The organism is Marinobacter sp. Hex_13, from assembly GCF_001566815.1.
Classification (GTDB): Bacteria; Pseudomonadota; Gammaproteobacteria; order Pseudomonadales; family Oleiphilaceae; genus Marinobacter; species Marinobacter salarius.
In genome coordinates this window covers 42,144-56,907 of sequence record NZ_LSMM01000023.1, presented here as the reverse complement: position 1 = coordinate 56,907, position 14,764 = coordinate 42,144, and the positions used below count along the sequence as shown (strand labels likewise).

The following is a 14,764-nucleotide window of genomic DNA, read 5'->3' as shown; positions in this document are numbered from 1 at the left end:
AATTCTGTGGTGATTAACTGTGAGTGTAGTCGTTGGCGGGTTATTTGCCCAATGACGAGGTGATTCGTGGCCTGCGATTGCTGGTGCGTGATGGTAGGATGTCGCCACCTCAGTACGTTATGGGAACGACCATGGGCCTTTTGTTTGAACAGATCGACAGCCAACCCTCATCATTGGGAGAGATCACGCTTCGCCGCCGTCGCATTCCGGCGCTGGGTGACCGGGATATCTATGAGGTGAAGCTGGGTGAAGAGTTTCTCATGTCCAGCATGTTTGTGGACGCGGAAGTAGCCCTGGCGGACCTGGGCCTGAACGCCGTCGAGGGCGAACAGCTGAAGGTGGTGGTCGGCGGCCTGGGGCTGGGCTACACCGCGGAAGCGGCCCTCAAACATGAGCGCGTGAGCGAGCTGCTGGTCGTGGATGCCCTAGACACCGTCATCCACTGGCATCAGCAGGAAAAGGTTCCGTTGGGTAAAGTGTTGAATGCCGACCCGCGTTGTCGCTATGTGTTGGGCAGTTTCTTCGATCTGGCGGTATCGGAATCCGGTTTCGATACCGAAACCCCGGGCAGGGTGTTTGACGCCATCCTGTTGGACATTGACCACTCCCCCAGGTCCCTCCTGAACGAGTCCAATGCCAGCTTCTACAATGCTGAAAGCTTAGGCAGAATGGCGGCTCACCTGCGCCCTGGCGGCGTTTTCGCCATGTGGTCCAACGACCCGCCGGACGAGCCGTTCATGGACGTGTTGCGAACTCTGTTCACGGATGTGGATGCGAAGGTGGTGTCGTTCTACAACCCGTTCCAGAATCGGGAGTCCACCAACACGGTGTTCCTGGCCAGAAAGCCTCTCAGTTAACGGAACGGCCGGTGTAACTCGAAAAATCCGGCCTTTGCGGTTGGTGCTGGTCATCCGTCATATAGGCGGATGTCAGGATGAACTCTGCGGTGGCCCGGTTGCAGGCGACGGGAATGTTCCACAATGCAGCAATGCGTAGCAGGGCCTTGATGTCCGGGTCGTGTGGCTGGGGTTCCAGCGGGTCCCAGAAGAACACCAGCAGGTCAATTTCCCCTTCCGCGATCTTGGCGCCAATTTGCTGGTCGCCTCCGAGCGGGCCACTGAGCAGGCAATGGATGTCGTCCCGGCCCAGGTTTTCCTTGAGCAACCGGCCAGTGGTGCCGGAGGCGTAGAGTCGGAGGGAGGCAAAGCGTGTCTGGTTGTCGGCGACCCAGTCCACCAGTTCTCTCTTTTTGTTGTCGTGGGCGACCAGAGCGACGGATTTAACGGCCATTTGCGGTAAAGTCTCCTTTGTGGGGTGTGTCCGGTATAGGGCTCCAGTGTTTCATATTCGTGATAAACGCGGAACAGGAAATAGGTGTTATGTCGACAGATCACGCCATCAACTGGGCAGAGACGCCCGCCGCCGTGTGGCGCCGCCACCGTCAGGGTCTGAGGGCCATTCGGCGGCTCGACCCGGTGGGTTGGGCCGACCTGACCGGCATCGAGCGACAGCAGGCTGCCCTGGCCCGTAACACCGAGCGCTTCCTGGCCGGTGAACCCTCAAACAATACGCTGCTCTGGGGAGCCCGGGGCACCGGCAAATCATCGCTGATCAAGGCGCTGCTTAACCGGTATCGGGAGCAGGGGCTACGGATGATCGAGGTGGACAAGGACGATCTGGTGAACCTGCCGGAGATCGTCGACGACATCGCTGAATTGCCTTGGCGGTTCGTGATCTTCTGCGATGATCTATCGTTTGAAGTAGGTGAGTCGGGTTACAAGGCGTTGAAAAGTGTGCTGGAAGGCTCGCTCGAGCTGCCGCCCGAAAACGTCAGGGTGTACGCCACCTCCAACCGCCGGCACCTGATGCCGGAATTCATGGACGATAACCTGAAAAGCGAGATGCGCGGCGGCGAACTCCATCCGGCGGAGGCCATCGAGGAGCAGGTATCCCTGGCGGACCGGTTTGGGCTGCAGTTGTCGTTCTATGGTTTTCCCCAGGATGTATACCTGCAGGCCATTGATGCCCTGTTTCCCCAGGTGAGTGATCGCGAGGCGTTGCATCTTGAGGCCATTCGCTTTGCCACCAGCCGGGGTGCCCGTAACGGCCGCACGGCGCAGCAGTTCTACCGCCAGTTTGCCGGCGACCCGGATGCCTTTGGCCAGTAGGCAACTGGTTACTGCCGCCGCGCCAGCCTGATGAACCGGTGGTGAATCATCCGCACGCCGATGAACACCAGGCCCAGCACAACCGGTATGGCAATGCCCAGAACCAGCGAGGTGTTGACGTCGAATCCGGCGTCATCGGCGGACTCCAGCGCCAGCTTCAGCAGTGCCAGCAGGTAGTAGCTGATGACCACCACGGAAAACCCTTCCACTGTGTGCTGCATCATCAACTGGATTTTTGAGCGCCGGTCCATGGAGCTCAACAACTGTTGGTTCTGGCTCTGGATGGCCAGCTCCACCCGTGTACGCACCATGTCCGAGGCCCGGTCCACTCTGCGCGACAGGTCCTCCAGGCGTTCCTTCACCGATTCGCAGGTTTCCACCGCCGGTGTCAGCCGCCGGGTCATGAACTCGGTGATGGTGAGGTGTCCCGACAGCTCATCTTCCCGCAGCTCTTCCAGGCGGGTCAGCACCAGCTGGTGATAGGCCCGTGTCGCCGAGAAGCGAAAGGTGGCATGGGCGCGGAAGGCTTCGATGCGGGCCGCAATGTTGGTCAGATCCGCCAATACCTCACGTTCGTCGATGCCCTGGTTGTCCGCCAGGGACTGGGTTATCACCGCCAGTTGCTGGTCCATGTCGTTCAGCGAGGGTGTCATCTCCCGTGCCAGTGGCAGCGACAGCAATGACATCAGGCGATAGGTTTCGATTTCCATCAGGCGTTGGGTCAGCCGGCCGAGCTGGCTGTCGGACATGTCCCGGTTGAGAACCATGAAGCGCCCAAACCCATCACTATGGAGCCTGAAGGTGCCCCACACCCGGGCCTTCCCTTCCCAGGGGCTGCTGCCCACCAGTCGTTCTCCCTCGAACCAGTGGCGGATTTGCGCCAGGTCGGTTTCCGGGCCGTTTGAGGCTTGCTGCAGGTCAATATGGAAGGCGGCGACCACAGTGCCGGTGAGTTTTTCCAGCCAGCCTTTGGGCAGCGACGAGATACCGGTGTCCTGGAAGGGCTGATGGTCGTCCCCAATACCCAAATTGATAAAAGTGTAGGAGGCAAACTCCATGTGCATTTCACGCCGGATACGCAGGGAGCCAAAGGTGGCCTCGTAGCAGCTGACGTCCTCCAGTGGTTCGGGTTGCCCCAGCATGATATGCAGGTCCTGCCAGTGGCGGAACTGGACGGCCCGTTGCTCCGGGGTGGTTAGCAGGGCAATGTGGGTAACCTGTGCCGGGCATGGCAGCACGTGGAACGGCCGGGAATGGAGCTCGTTGTAGAGCTCTGCCCGAAGAGGGTGCAGATCCAGCTGTGTGAGCGGCGGGTTCAAGGCTTGGTCCTTTGACGACGATTGAGGGGCCTACAACGGAACAATAAAGGCTCGCGGGTCGTTCCGAAAGACGACTTGTGGCTTACGACTCTGGTCGCGGGCGGGACGGCAAAAGCACTGTAAAACGCACGCCACCGGTATCATCGCTGGCCATCACCTGGCCGTTGTGGTGCTCGGCAATCAACCTGACGATCAACAGGCCCTGGCCCAGGTGTCCTTCCTGATGGCCGGTTCGCACGGACACGAAGGGGCTGAAAATGTCACTGGCGAGGTTCTCCGGCAGGGAGGAACCTTCATTGAACACGCTCAGTTCCAGTTGTCGGGCGTTCTGCGTCAGCCGTATTTCAATGTTTCCCTGCTCTGGTGTGAAATCCCGGGCATTGTCCACCAGTTTGTCCAGAAGCTGCACCAGCAATTCCGGGGAACCGTGGCATAGACAACCGTTGGCCGGTCCGATGTAGTGAATACGGTGGTCGGGGTCCAGTTCCTGATAGGCGAGGGTGGTCTGGGAGGCGACTTCGGCTAGGTCAAAGGTTTCCTTTTCGGCGTGGTCAAAGCTTTGCTCCAGCCGGGCTGCCTCGCTCATCCCTTGTAGTATCTGGCTGAGACGATCCGTGGCGGAGCGGGCTCGTTCGATGTAACTGGCCTGATCATCCGGGTCTGTGGTTTGCCCCAGATTCTCCAGGGAAGAACGTACCACCGCCACGGGGGTTTTCAGTTCGTGGGACAGGCGCCGGGAGAAGCTCTCCAGATAGTCCGTGTAGCCCTGAAGGCGGTCCACCATTTGGCTGAATTGCCGTGACAGGTCGCCCAGTTCGTCCTTCGCTTTTGCGGGTGGCAGGGTGCCCAATACGCGGCCGTCGTCGTCAATGCTGGCGCTGACCGCTCGCTGCAGCCGGGTAATGCGCCAGGACAGCCAACTGGCGTAACCCAGTAGAACCAGCATCAGGCCGATGATCAATAACACGCTGCGGGAAATGACCGAACCAAGGGTGCTGCCGGACAAAGCCAGCAATTGGTCCAGTGATTCTTCCAGCACCAGCATCCGGCCATCGCCCAATGATTGTTTCACCAGCATATAGGTGTCGCCGTCCCGGTGACGAACCAGCCCCTGTGATGGCAGTTCCCCGGCGTCCATGCGATGGGTTTCCGCATTTAGTTGTGAAGGCTCGGGCTGGTAGAAGCTCACCAGTGCCCGCAGGCCGTTCAGGCTGATGCGTTCCAGAATCTGCAGTGGGCTGAGGCTGTCGAATTCGGCCTCGTCGGTTTCGGAGTCGCGTGTCTGGCGAGCAATCACCCAGCCGTCAGGCTCCAGAACCCAGGTGCCCTGGCCCGGAGCGATCATGGCCGCAAGTCGGTTTTCGAGTTGTGGCATTCGGGTGACGATGTGCGCTGAGGTGGGGCCGGCAGAGACGCGTCCATCACCGGTGGCTACCGGCTTTTCCGTAGGCCATGTCACCTGGAAACCAAGGCGGGACGAGGGTGCCGGACGCGGCATTCTCAATTCAGCCTGGTAGCCGTTGCTGACCGCCTGCCAGTAGCCGCTGATGCGATAGTCGGTTGCCCCTTCGCGCTCCGGATCAATCGCATTGATGGCCCCTGGCGCCTGGGTTCGGATCAGGCGCCGCGTCGTCTGCTTATCACCTATAACCTGGAGTTGGATCTGGTCATGGGGTTGGCGGGGTTTGCCGGGGTTGAAGAAGTCAGCGGTTCTGCCGCTGACACGAATCAGGAGGTAGAGATGGGTTTGATCGACGGCTGCCTGCCAGGATAACTCGGGTCCGTCTTTGTCGATGGCTTGTTGTGTGCCTTGCCACTGCTGTCGGGATTCTTCCTCATCATATCCGGGCCAGTCGTCGCCGTAGCCATCCAGATTCGGGCTGCGGGACAGGAGGTCGGCGTAGATAACGTTGGTACCCGCAGCAACCGTTGGGGTCTCTGCAAGTTGTTCCGCTGCAAAACCGGCCGTGCGTCCGGCCTGGCTCTGCAATTGACGAGCGGCCTGGTCACGCAGGGCCTGGTCCAGCTCCAGCACGAACTGCAGGCCCGCCCAGGGAATCAGCAGCATCAACAGGCTGGCAATGAAGAGTTGGCGCTTAAGGGTCAAAACTCAGGCCTCATGGGCGTTCCAGCGGTAACCCATGCCGTAGGCGGTGTGAATGCCATCGAAGGCGTCGTCGATTTGCAGGAACTTGCGGCGTATACGTTTGATGTGTGAGGTCACCGTATTGTCGTCCAATACTGTGCTGGCGGCTTCCATCAGCTGGTCGCGGCTGCGAACGTGGCCCGGGTGCTGAACCAGGGAATGCAGCATCCAGAATTCGGTGACGGTCAGGTCGATGGGCTGGTCATTCCATTCTGCCGTCATGCGGTCCACGTTTAATGCCAGGCGGCCACGGTGCACCACTTCATCCGGTTGCTTCAGGGCCTCGGCCCAGGCATCTGCCCTGCGCAGCAGAGCGGTAACCCTGGCCAGCAGGTGGTCCATGCTCATGTCCTTGGTGACATAGTCATCGGCACCCAGCCGCAGGCCGTGAACGGAATCGATGTCGCTGTCGCGGGCGGTCAGGAAAATGATCGGCAGGGTTTTGGACAGGCTGCGCAGGTCCTGGCACAGGGTAAAGCCGCCTTCGGGTTCATCGCCCAGTCCCACGTCGATGATGGCCAGGTCCGGCAGGGCGGTGCGCAATACCTGGAAGGCACTGTTGCGGTCACCATAGGCAGACACCCGGTATCCCCGGCGCTCGAACGCGTCACGGTAGTTTTCCCGGATGGCGGGTTCATCTTCAATCAGCACGATGTGTCGCTTCATAGCCTGCAACCATTCCCCTGTTTGTACGGGTTCCTATTTAACCATGGCCTGTGGCCAGAACAAGGTAAAGCAGAGGGTTTGCCACAATTCATCATTTTTTCATCGCCGGATCGCCAGATTGTGGCACCGGATCGCCGCTTCCATGGGCTGAAATAGTCGCCAGTTGCCACCAGGCGTGCTTTTTCAACCACAGTGATACAAGGAAGCGAAACAATGCTGTTGACCAACCTGGGACCCTATTCATCAACCGCCCCGAATGGCGGGCGGCAGATTGCCGGTAGTATGACAGGGAGCAAGATCTCCCCTCGGCTGCGACGCTGGCTGGAGGGCATTTCCCTGTGGCTGGCAGTGCTGCTTTTCCTGTTTGTACACCCGGTGTACGCAGAGGCCTCCGAAACCGGACGCGAAGGCGCCGGTGAGTTTCATTTTGTCGATGATGCCGGCCAGCGACTGGGCTCGGCAACCCTGTTGAACACAGACTACAACGTAACTGTCAGCGGTCTTATCGCCGACACCCGCTTGCGCCAGAGCTTCCGTAATACCAGTCAGCAGTGGCGGGAAGGCGTGTTCGTGTTCCCGTTGCCGGAAAATGCGAACGTATACGGCATGACCATGACCGCTGGCGAGCGGGTGATTGTCGGCGAGATTCACGAAAAGCAGGAGGCCAAACGCCAGTACGCCAAGGCGAAGGAGGAAGGCCGTAAGGTCGCCCGTGTAGACCAGCAACGGCCCAACCTGTTCACCACCCGTATGGCGAATATCCCCCCGGGAGAAACCATCACGGTTGAGCTCAACTACCAGCAGGCGGTGCGTTACCAGTCCGGCGAGTTCGAACTGCGCCTGCCCACCACGCTGACACCGCGCTACATGCCTGGCCAGGCACTGGACAACGAGCCGGCGCAGTGGTCGGGTGGTTGGGCGACGCCCACCACGGCAGTGCCGGATGCCGACCAGATCAGCCCGTTCACGGTGCGGCCCGACGATGTGGGCCCGGATAGCCATCGCGCAACCATTGCCCTGGAAATCAACGCAGGCCTGCCGGTAAGCCGTGTGTCGAGCCCCAGTCATCGAGTGACCAGTACCTGGAACGGCAACACCGTGGATGTGGCGCCGGAATCCCGGGCTGTGCTTATGGACCGTGATCTTATCGTGCGCTGGGCGCCTGCCCGGGGTATGGAGCCCGCAGCCGCCGTTTTCCAGGAGCAGTGGCAGGGTGAGGACTACCTGCTGGCGTTAGTGGTGCCCGGCGTCAATGGAAAACAGCGCCTGCCAAGGGAGCTGGTGTTCGTGATCGACACCTCTGGTTCCATGGCTGGCGAGTCCATCCGTCAGGCCCGGCAGGCGTTGTTGCGGGGGCTGGAGACACTCGATGCCGATGATCGTTTCAACGTTATCCAGTTCAACAGTCAGACCCACTCACTGTTTATGGAGGCGGTTCCCGCCAGTGGCAACAACCTTGCCCGGGCACGTCGTTACGTGAAAGGGCTGAACGCCGATGGTGGCACCGAGATGGCCTCGGCTCTGGATGCCGCGCTTGAGATGACCGGTGATGGTGGCGAGGAGTCCCGCGCCAGGGTCAGGCAGGTGGTGTTTATTACCGATGGAGCTGTCGGTAATGAAAGCGCGCTCTTCGGGAAAATTCGTGATGGGCTGGGCAGCAGTCGGCTGTTCACCGTAGGCATCGGTTCTGCCCCCAACATGCACTTCATGCGTGAAGCTGCACGCTATGGCCGCGGTACCTACACCGCCATCAGTGACCTGTCGGACGTGGCCCGCCCGCTGGACGAGCTGTTCGGTAAGATGGAGGCGCCGGTGTTGACCGATATCGCAGTGAGTTGGCCGGGCCAGGCCGCTGCAACCGAAGCCTTCCCTGACCGAATTGGCGATCTGTTCAGGGGGGAGCCCATGGTGCAGGTTGTGCGCGGCCTGCCGGCTGAAGGCGCACTCGACGTTTCCGGGCGTCTTCCGGATGGCAGTCAATGGCAACAGTCGTTGAACCTCGAACAGGCCGCCAACGGCAAGGGCCTGCATCGTCATTGGGCAAAACAGAAAATCGATAGCCTGATGGACAGTGGGCTGACCGGCCAGATTGATGATGACGCGCGCCAGCATGTGATCCGTTTGGGGCTGGAACATCAGTTGATGACAAAGTACACCAGCTTCCTGGCCCAGGACAAAACCCCGTCCAGACCGTCTCAGGAGGCGCTGGAAACCGACAGCGTGCCCACACTGCTGCCCGCCGGGAGCCAGGGCACGATGTTGCGATACCCCCAGACCGCAACCATGTCTCCACTGCTGATCGCCATTGGCCTGATTGGGCTGATGTTCTCGGCCGCGATCACGCTCCTGAAGCGGAGGGTATACCCATGAACCGATTGATTCTCCTGTTGGCGACGACGTTCGCGACTGTCCTGGCGGTCGGCCTGTGGATTCCGTTCAAGGCCCTGGTGGCGCAGGAGCTTCTGGAGCTGGCCTGGGCTGAAAGCCAGGCGCGGCAGCAGGAAACCCGGCCCTGGCCCTGGGCAGACACCTGGCCAGTGGCCCGCCTGATGGTGCCTGAAACCGGCCAGTCACTGATCGTGCTGGACGGCGCGCACGGTGAAAGCCTGGCCTTTGGGCCGGGGCAGGTGGTGGGCAACGACGGCCGGGCGGGCCCGGTAGTAATTGCGGGCCACCGCGATACGCATTTCCGGGGGCTACAGCATCTGGAAACCGGCAGCCGGGTAAAGTTGCAGGATCGCGATGGCGACTGGCGTTCATTCCGGGTGGACCGTATTCGCGTTGTCGATAGCCGGCACGAGCAAATCAATACCGCACAACTGCCCAGGGATTCGCTGTTGCTGGTGACCTGTTATCCCTTCGATGGCCTTGAGAACAACGGTCCGCTACGCTATGTGGTGGAGGCCACAGCCGAGCCCCTGGTGACGGCCAATAAAGCCGATAACGCCCTGGCCCGGGAGGCTGTTGCCGGAACCTGATTTTGGCGTACACTTGTGCGCCAAAAATTGCATCAGGGTTGTCGTTAATGGGAATGCCAAGAAAACTGCTGGCCTGGCTGATGGTGCCGGTCATCTGTCTGTTTGCACTGGTTCTGTATGTCGCCCGGCCATTCAATCCGGACAACAACCGCTTGCTGGCACGAACGATTGCCCGCGTCGGTCGTTTGCTCCTGGGCATGGAGCGCCCTCTGGAAGGGGCCGACAACATGCCGCAGGACCGGCCCACGGTCGTTATTGCCAATCACCAGCACAACGATGACCTGTTCGTGATGGGGGATTTGCTGCCGCCCCGCACCGTCACGGTAGGCAAGTCGTCGCTGATATGGATCCCGTTTTTTGGCCAGGTGTTCTGGCTCGGAGGCAATGTCATCCTCAACCGGGGACGCTCCCACAAGGCTGTTGCGGTGATGCAGGCGACCAGCGAAGCGATCAGCCGTGACCGCAAGAGCCTCTGGGTCTTTCCAGAGGGTACCCGCAGCCGCGGCCGGGGCCTGCAATCATTCAAGAAAGGGGCTTTTCACGCCGCCATTGCCTCCGGTGCGCCCATCACCATGGTCTGCGCCAGCCAGTACTATGATCGTACCCTGGGGTGGTCCGGCCGCCGCGAACCGGTGGCTATCCGGGTGCTTCCGCCGGTTGAAACCGCAGGACTCACGGTTGCGGATATTCCCCAGTTGATGGCCCAGTGCCGCCAGCAAATGGAAGCGGCCATCGCGGACCTCGAACCTACCGCCTGAACGTGTCCCACGAAACTGCCCGCCTCCCTGCGGAAGTGCTTGAAGCGCCGGGTAAAACAGGGCAGTCTTTCGGGGACTGTTTCGCTGCTCGGAGATGCATGCAATGAATCTGATTCTGTTCCTGATTATTGGTGGTGTGGCCGGTTGGCTGGCCGGCCTGATCATGAAGGGCCGAGGCTTCGGCGTACTGGCTAACATCGGTATCGGTATTGTCGGGTCCGTTCTGGGCGGTTTCGTTTTCCGCCTGCTGGGCCTGGCTGCGCAGGGCGCCATTGGTGAACTGGTTACCGCCACAGTGGGTGCCGTGTTGCTGCTGGCGGTTGTCAGCGCGATCAAGAAGGCCTGATCATGATCGTACCTGTCTCTGCCGTTTTCGCAGCCGTTCTCGGGCTGTTGCTGCTGGTGTTGTCGGGAATGGTTTCCCGTTTCCGCCTGAAATATAAAAAGAGCCTGGGTGTCACCGACGACCGGGACTTCCAGGCGGCTGTCCGCGCCCAGGCGAACCTGGTGGAATACGCCCCCTTGGGGCTGGTGATGCTTGCGATTGCCGAGTTGAACGGTGTTCCCAGCGGGCTGGTGTACTGGACCGGAATGGCCTTTGTGGTGGGGCGTGTGTTGCATGCCTTCGGCATGATCAATGGCCGGGGCGGCCCCCATATTGCCCGTATGGCAGGCATTCTGTTGACCTGGATTGGCATCCTCGCCATTGCCGTGTTGCTACTCTGGAACGTGTTCCAGGTTTACGGCTGAGTCTCCTGCGGGGGCGACGCAGCCCCCGGATCTTCTATTTGCAAGGCCGGGCTCCTAGAGCGCCCGCGCCATTTCCATGGTGACGTATTCCAGTTCCAGCCGGCGGTTGGCGGCGTGGTCTTCCGGCCGCGCCAGCGGGCGATCGCTGCCCCAGCCGCTCACCAGAATCTGGCTTTCCCTGACGCCCTCGCGAATCAGTACTTTCGCCGCGCTGCTGGCCCGCAGGCGGGACAGGAAATGGTTGTATTCACTAACGCCGAAATTATCGGCATGGCCATGGATTCGCACCGTAGCGCCCGGGTTGTGTCGCAGGTAGAGCGCGTGCTGGCGCAGGATGGTCAGGTCCTGCTCATCCAGTCGATGCTTGTTGAAACCGTAGTGGAACCGCAGCCGGTGTGGTTTGCGGGGTGTGCTGTCCGATGCCAGTGAGGGCATCGGCAGGCCTGATTCGATGGCCGCTCTGGCAAGTAGATCCGGATTGTCCAGTATGAGTACAGTCATGGCAGTTTCCTTGGTTGCACGTCCTGTTTTTCTTGTTGTCCCGGCAACTATTGGCTGTGGCCGGGACAACGGCAATTGGCGATTGGTCGAAACCCATACTCCGTGCTCGTTTCGAGCATCGTGCGATTCGCCCCTTTGCGGCTGCCCTGATTGAATGTCATTTGTATGACCATCGTGTGACAACCGCAGAGTAGCCTGTTTGTGGTGCCGCGCACAGTTTGTTTTGCCCGTGGCCGGCTAAACCGCTTCAGGATTCATTACAACGCGAAAAACTGGCCATGCTGTGGTAAAAAGCACCTCTCAAGAGACAAATTATGATGAATTGTGACGGCCCATGCTGATTATCCCCGCCGAAAACACCGTGAACTGGAAGCGCCCACCCTGGGTTACCCTCGGGCTGATCACGACTTGCCTGCTGGTATTCTTCTTTTACCAGGGCGACGACAACCGGCTGATTGAAGAAGCGGTTGAGCAGTATCTGGAATCGGACCTGAAGTCTTTGGAAGCCCCGGTATACGAGGACTACCTCGAGCGCCAGATTGAGTTTGAAGACAATCAGAATCGGGTCTACGACCTGCAGAACTTCCAGCAACTGCAAGAAGAGGGCGGGGACTTGTGGGTTGCCTACAGCCTGCTGGCGGACCGTGAGTTTTACCAGTACATGCTGCAGAACCGGGACAGGCTCTGGGCGCCGGCCGAGCGCCGCCTGTGGCTGGAGCAGCGGGGGGACATTCAGACCCAACTGATGGACAGGCTCAGCGCCAATCAGTTGGGGCTGGTGCCAGCGGAATTTTCCCTCTACACGCTGATTACCTACCAATTCCTCCACGGCGGCTGGGGCCATATTATTGGCAACCTGGTGTTCCTGTTCCTGTTGGGGTTTACCGTCGAGAAGGCCCTGGGGGCAGGGCGTTTCCTGCTGGCATACCTGTTGTGTGGCGCTCTGTCGGGTGTGGTGTTCACCGCGTTTTCCATGGGCAGTCACATACCCCTGGTGGGTGCATCCGGGTCTATCTCCGGGCTCATGGGCATGTACGTGGCCATCTACGGGTTGCAGAGAATCCGCTTCTTCTATTTCGTTGGTGTGTACTTCAATTATTTTCGCGCCCCGGCGTTGGCGATCCTGCCCGTGTGGTTGGGCAAGGAAATCTACGATTACTGGTTCGCCGGAGCCACGGGCATTGCCTACATGGCCCACGCGGGTGGCCTGGTGGCCGGCGCGGGTATGGTCTGGCTGCTGGGCAAGAGCTGGTTGCAGGTGAAGGAAGAGTTTTTCGAACCAGAGGAAGATGAGCAGGACGAGCGTTTCACCACCGGCTACAGTCAGGCCATGGCCAGCCTCGGCCGCATGGATTTCGACCTGGCCCGGCGCCAGTTCGAGGCGCTGAGAGAGCACTACCCGGACCGCACTATCCTGTTGGAGCACTTATATCAGCTGGCGAAACTGCGCCCGGACCTGCCGCAATATCGCGAGCGGACGCAGGAATTGATGAACGAGTCCCTTAGCCGGCGCCAGCCCGAGCGGATGGTCGAAATCTGGCAGGAGTACCTGGGCAAAGGCGAGGGCCATGCCCCGCTCGACGCAGAGGACCACAACCGGGTGTTGTTCACCTGCCTTCGTAATGACGACCTGAAAGCCGCGGAGAAAGCCTTCGAACGCCTGCGCAGTGCCGGTGATCAGCTCCTGGCCAGCGAAGCCTGCCGCTTGCTGGCCGAGGAGTTCGAAAAGCGCGAGATGACGCCCAAGGCTCGCCACTACAGGCAGTTGTTACAAGAAGGCTAGCTCACGGTTGGACGGCCGATTGTTGGGGAGACTTTTCCAAAACACGCTGTGAATACATCCATGTACGCTCGGCTCCGCCATCCATGGCTACGCACGGTTTTGGAAAAGCCTCCCCAACAATCAGCCTGACTCCCTTACTCCTGAACTGCGAAAGAAGCCTTCGGGCCTTTCAATGGCTCCCGGTTCTCAACCTGCTGCAGGTACACATCGACCTGCTCGTGCAAAGGATGGTTCAGACAGCGTTTCTTGACGAAATTCAGGAACGCCGACGCTTTTTCCCACTGCCCCAGACCATTCGCCAGCGCCTGAGCGACCAGCAGATAGGCCGGTGCCAGTTCCTCGCTGTCCGGGAAACGCTTGTGGAAGTCCTGCAGTAACTTCAGCGCCGGTTTGAAATGCCCGCGCTGATACAGGCAACGGGCGCAGCGCACTGACAGCTCGGGGTCCTCCAGCCGGAACCCTGGCTCCACAGTTTCTATAGCCGCCAACAACGCCGCTATACCCTCGCCGTCGTTCCGTTCCGCCAGCATGTTCAGCAATCGGGGGTGATACCGATACAGCTCCGGAATATCATTACGGGCGGTCAGCAGCTGATGCAACTGCCCTAACCGAAAGGCGTTCTGGGAATCCCGTTTCAGGGCTTCCTTGAGCATCGACTGGACCCGGTCGTAGTTGCCGTCCTTCAGATTCATGTCAATGTCGGCGTCAAACCGATGGGTGCGGTCGCGGTTCTGCATTTCGCCGGCGTTTTCGTCATCCTGCAGATCGCTGGCAAAGCCCAGCTCCTCCTGGTACTGGAACAGCAGGTAACCCAGCATGTGAAACAGGATCAGCGTAAAGGTGCTGTTGAGAAAACCCGCCAGTGTACGGGCAACACCCGGAGCGAAGTGGGTGAGGGCGAAATCCTGGGCTGCCCCGGACGCCAGGGTCAGCAGGATCAGGTAGCCATACAGCAGGAAATAGGGCGTGCCGATGCGCGAGATCAGCACCGCCAGGTTCATGGGGTTCACCGCGGCCATGACCGAGCGCTCCATGGCCAGCACCATGATGCTGGCGGGCAGGGCCAGTATCACGAAGGCCACGGCCAGGAACATCAACAGCGGCCCGCCAACCATGGCAGCGGCCGCTACCATGCCGCCCATAAGCGCAAACACCAGTAGCTGCAGGATCACAATGTCAAACCCGCTGCCGGTAAATGCCACTGCTACCGGAGGCGGTTTCATATGACCCTCGGCGGTGTGGCTGATAACGGCATAGGTATACTTCAGCAGTGCCAGGGCCAGCACCAGCGTGATGATCAGGCCGATGAGATTGCCGCTGACGACCAAGGGCACCAGCGTACAAATGGCAATAACCATCAGCGGATCGGTGTGGAACGGGTAGCGGAAGAAAGCACCGATCCGGTTCCAGAATGGCACGGCCTCCGTGGCGGCACCGAGATAGCGCATGGCACGGCTGCAGTGGGGGCACAAGGCGTGTTGTTTTCGGGTGTCCGCATCCGGCATGCAACGGGTGCAGTAGTGTATCTGGCAGTCACCGCAATGCCATTTTGCGGGTTCGCCGGGGTGGTAATGGCAGTCGTGTTTCACAATGGGCCCGGTTCTGGTACATCGAGGGTTTGAGGGGCAATGATGGCAGAAGGTCGGGTAGACTGTCACCGAATTTGCAGCGTACCAGTGTGGGTGGCATCGCATT

14 protein-coding genes are annotated in these 14,764 nt (G+C 60.1%); 8 read left to right on the top strand and 6 right to left on the bottom strand.

Annotated features, from left to right (window positions below; translation table 11 throughout):
- Nucleotides 1-44 precede the first annotated feature (44 nt).
- Nucleotides 45-857, top strand: a complete 813-nt coding sequence (locus tag AXW11_RS05135) for a polyamine aminopropyltransferase (RefSeq protein WP_226909986.1) — start codon at nt 45-47, stop codon at nt 855-857.
- On the opposite strand, the gene AXW11_RS05130 is transcribed toward AXW11_RS05135, so the two are convergent.
- Nucleotides 850-1,290 carry a methylglyoxal synthase gene (locus tag AXW11_RS05130; protein ID WP_007154894.1) on the bottom strand — a complete coding sequence of 147 codons (441 nt, stop codon included), beginning with the start codon at nt 1,288-1,290 and terminating at the stop codon, nt 850-852. The genes AXW11_RS05135 and AXW11_RS05130 overlap by 8 nt on opposite strands.
- Before the next feature lie 89 nt (nt 1,291-1,379).
- On the opposite strand from AXW11_RS05130, the gene AXW11_RS05125 reads away from it, so the two are divergent.
- Entirely contained in the window at nt 1,380-2,168 is a 789-nt protein-coding gene (locus AXW11_RS05125; protein ID WP_036211178.1) for an ATP-binding protein, read from the top strand.
- Nucleotides 2,169-2,176: 8 nt separating this feature from the next.
- Here AXW11_RS05125 and AXW11_RS05120 read toward each other — a convergent pair whose 3' ends face one another.
- The 3 genes from AXW11_RS05120 to pdsR form a co-directional block, all read right to left on the bottom strand.
- Nucleotides 2,177-3,487, bottom strand: a complete 1,311-nt coding sequence (locus AXW11_RS05120) for a DUF3422 family protein (protein ID WP_091644163.1) — start codon at nt 3,485-3,487, stop codon at nt 2,177-2,179.
- Nucleotides 3,488-3,569: 82 nt separating this feature from the next.
- Nucleotides 3,570-5,594, bottom strand: a complete 2,025-nt coding sequence (locus tag AXW11_RS05115) for an ATP-binding protein (protein WP_091644165.1) — start codon at nt 5,592-5,594, stop codon at nt 3,570-3,572.
- Nucleotides 5,595-5,597: 3 nt separating this feature from the next.
- Nucleotides 5,598-6,299, bottom strand: a complete 702-nt coding sequence (gene pdsR, locus AXW11_RS05110) for a proteobacterial dedicated sortase system response regulator (RefSeq protein WP_036211169.1) — start codon at nt 6,297-6,299, stop codon at nt 5,598-5,600.
- 213 nt (nt 6,300-6,512) lie between these two features.
- Here pdsR and AXW11_RS05105 point away from each other — a divergent pair, with 213 nt between their 5' ends.
- The 5 genes from AXW11_RS05105 to AXW11_RS05085 all read left to right on the top strand — a co-directional run bounded on the left by AXW11_RS05105 (nt 6,513) and on the right by AXW11_RS05085 (nt 10,785).
- A complete protein-coding gene (locus AXW11_RS05105; RefSeq protein WP_075195622.1) occupies nt 6,513-8,669 on the top strand; it encodes a marine proteobacterial sortase target protein in 2,157 nt (718 codons plus the stop codon).
- A complete protein-coding gene (locus AXW11_RS05100; RefSeq protein ID WP_036211163.1) occupies nt 8,666-9,277 on the top strand; it encodes a class GN sortase in 612 nt (203 codons plus the stop codon). Before AXW11_RS05105 ends, AXW11_RS05100 begins: the two co-directional genes overlap by 4 nt.
- A gap of 47 nt (nt 9,278-9,324) precedes the next feature.
- Nucleotides 9,325-10,035, top strand: coding sequence for a lysophospholipid acyltransferase family protein (locus tag AXW11_RS05095; protein ID WP_075195623.1), 711 nt, complete (start codon nt 9,325-9,327; stop codon nt 10,033-10,035).
- 103 nt (nt 10,036-10,138) lie between these two features.
- Entirely contained in the window at nt 10,139-10,381 is a 243-nt protein-coding gene (locus AXW11_RS05090) for a GlsB/YeaQ/YmgE family stress response membrane protein (protein ID WP_007154902.1), read from the top strand.
- Nucleotides 10,382-10,383: 2 nt separating this feature from the next.
- A complete protein-coding gene (locus AXW11_RS05085) occupies nt 10,384-10,785 on the top strand; it encodes an MAPEG family protein (protein ID WP_036211157.1) in 402 nt (133 codons plus the stop codon).
- Nucleotides 10,786-10,839: 54 nt separating this feature from the next.
- Here AXW11_RS05085 and AXW11_RS05080 read toward each other — a convergent pair whose 3' ends face one another.
- On the bottom strand, nt 10,840-11,286 hold the full coding sequence (locus AXW11_RS05080) for an OmpA family protein (RefSeq protein ID WP_036211154.1): 447 nt from the start codon (nt 11,284-11,286) through the stop codon (nt 10,840-10,842).
- Nucleotides 11,287-11,620: 334 nt separating this feature from the next.
- Between AXW11_RS05080 and AXW11_RS05075 the strand changes: the two genes are divergently transcribed.
- On the top strand, nt 11,621-13,069 hold the full coding sequence (locus tag AXW11_RS05075) for a rhomboid family intramembrane serine protease (protein ID WP_075195624.1): 1,449 nt from the start codon (nt 11,621-11,623) through the stop codon (nt 13,067-13,069).
- A 134-nt stretch (nt 13,070-13,203) separates the two neighbouring features.
- Here the strand turns inward: AXW11_RS05075 and AXW11_RS05070 are convergent, their stop codons facing one another.
- A complete protein-coding gene (locus AXW11_RS05070) occupies nt 13,204-14,658 on the bottom strand; it encodes a hypothetical protein (protein WP_036211148.1) in 1,455 nt (484 codons plus the stop codon).
- Between the last annotated feature and the right edge of the window lie 106 nt (nt 14,659-14,764).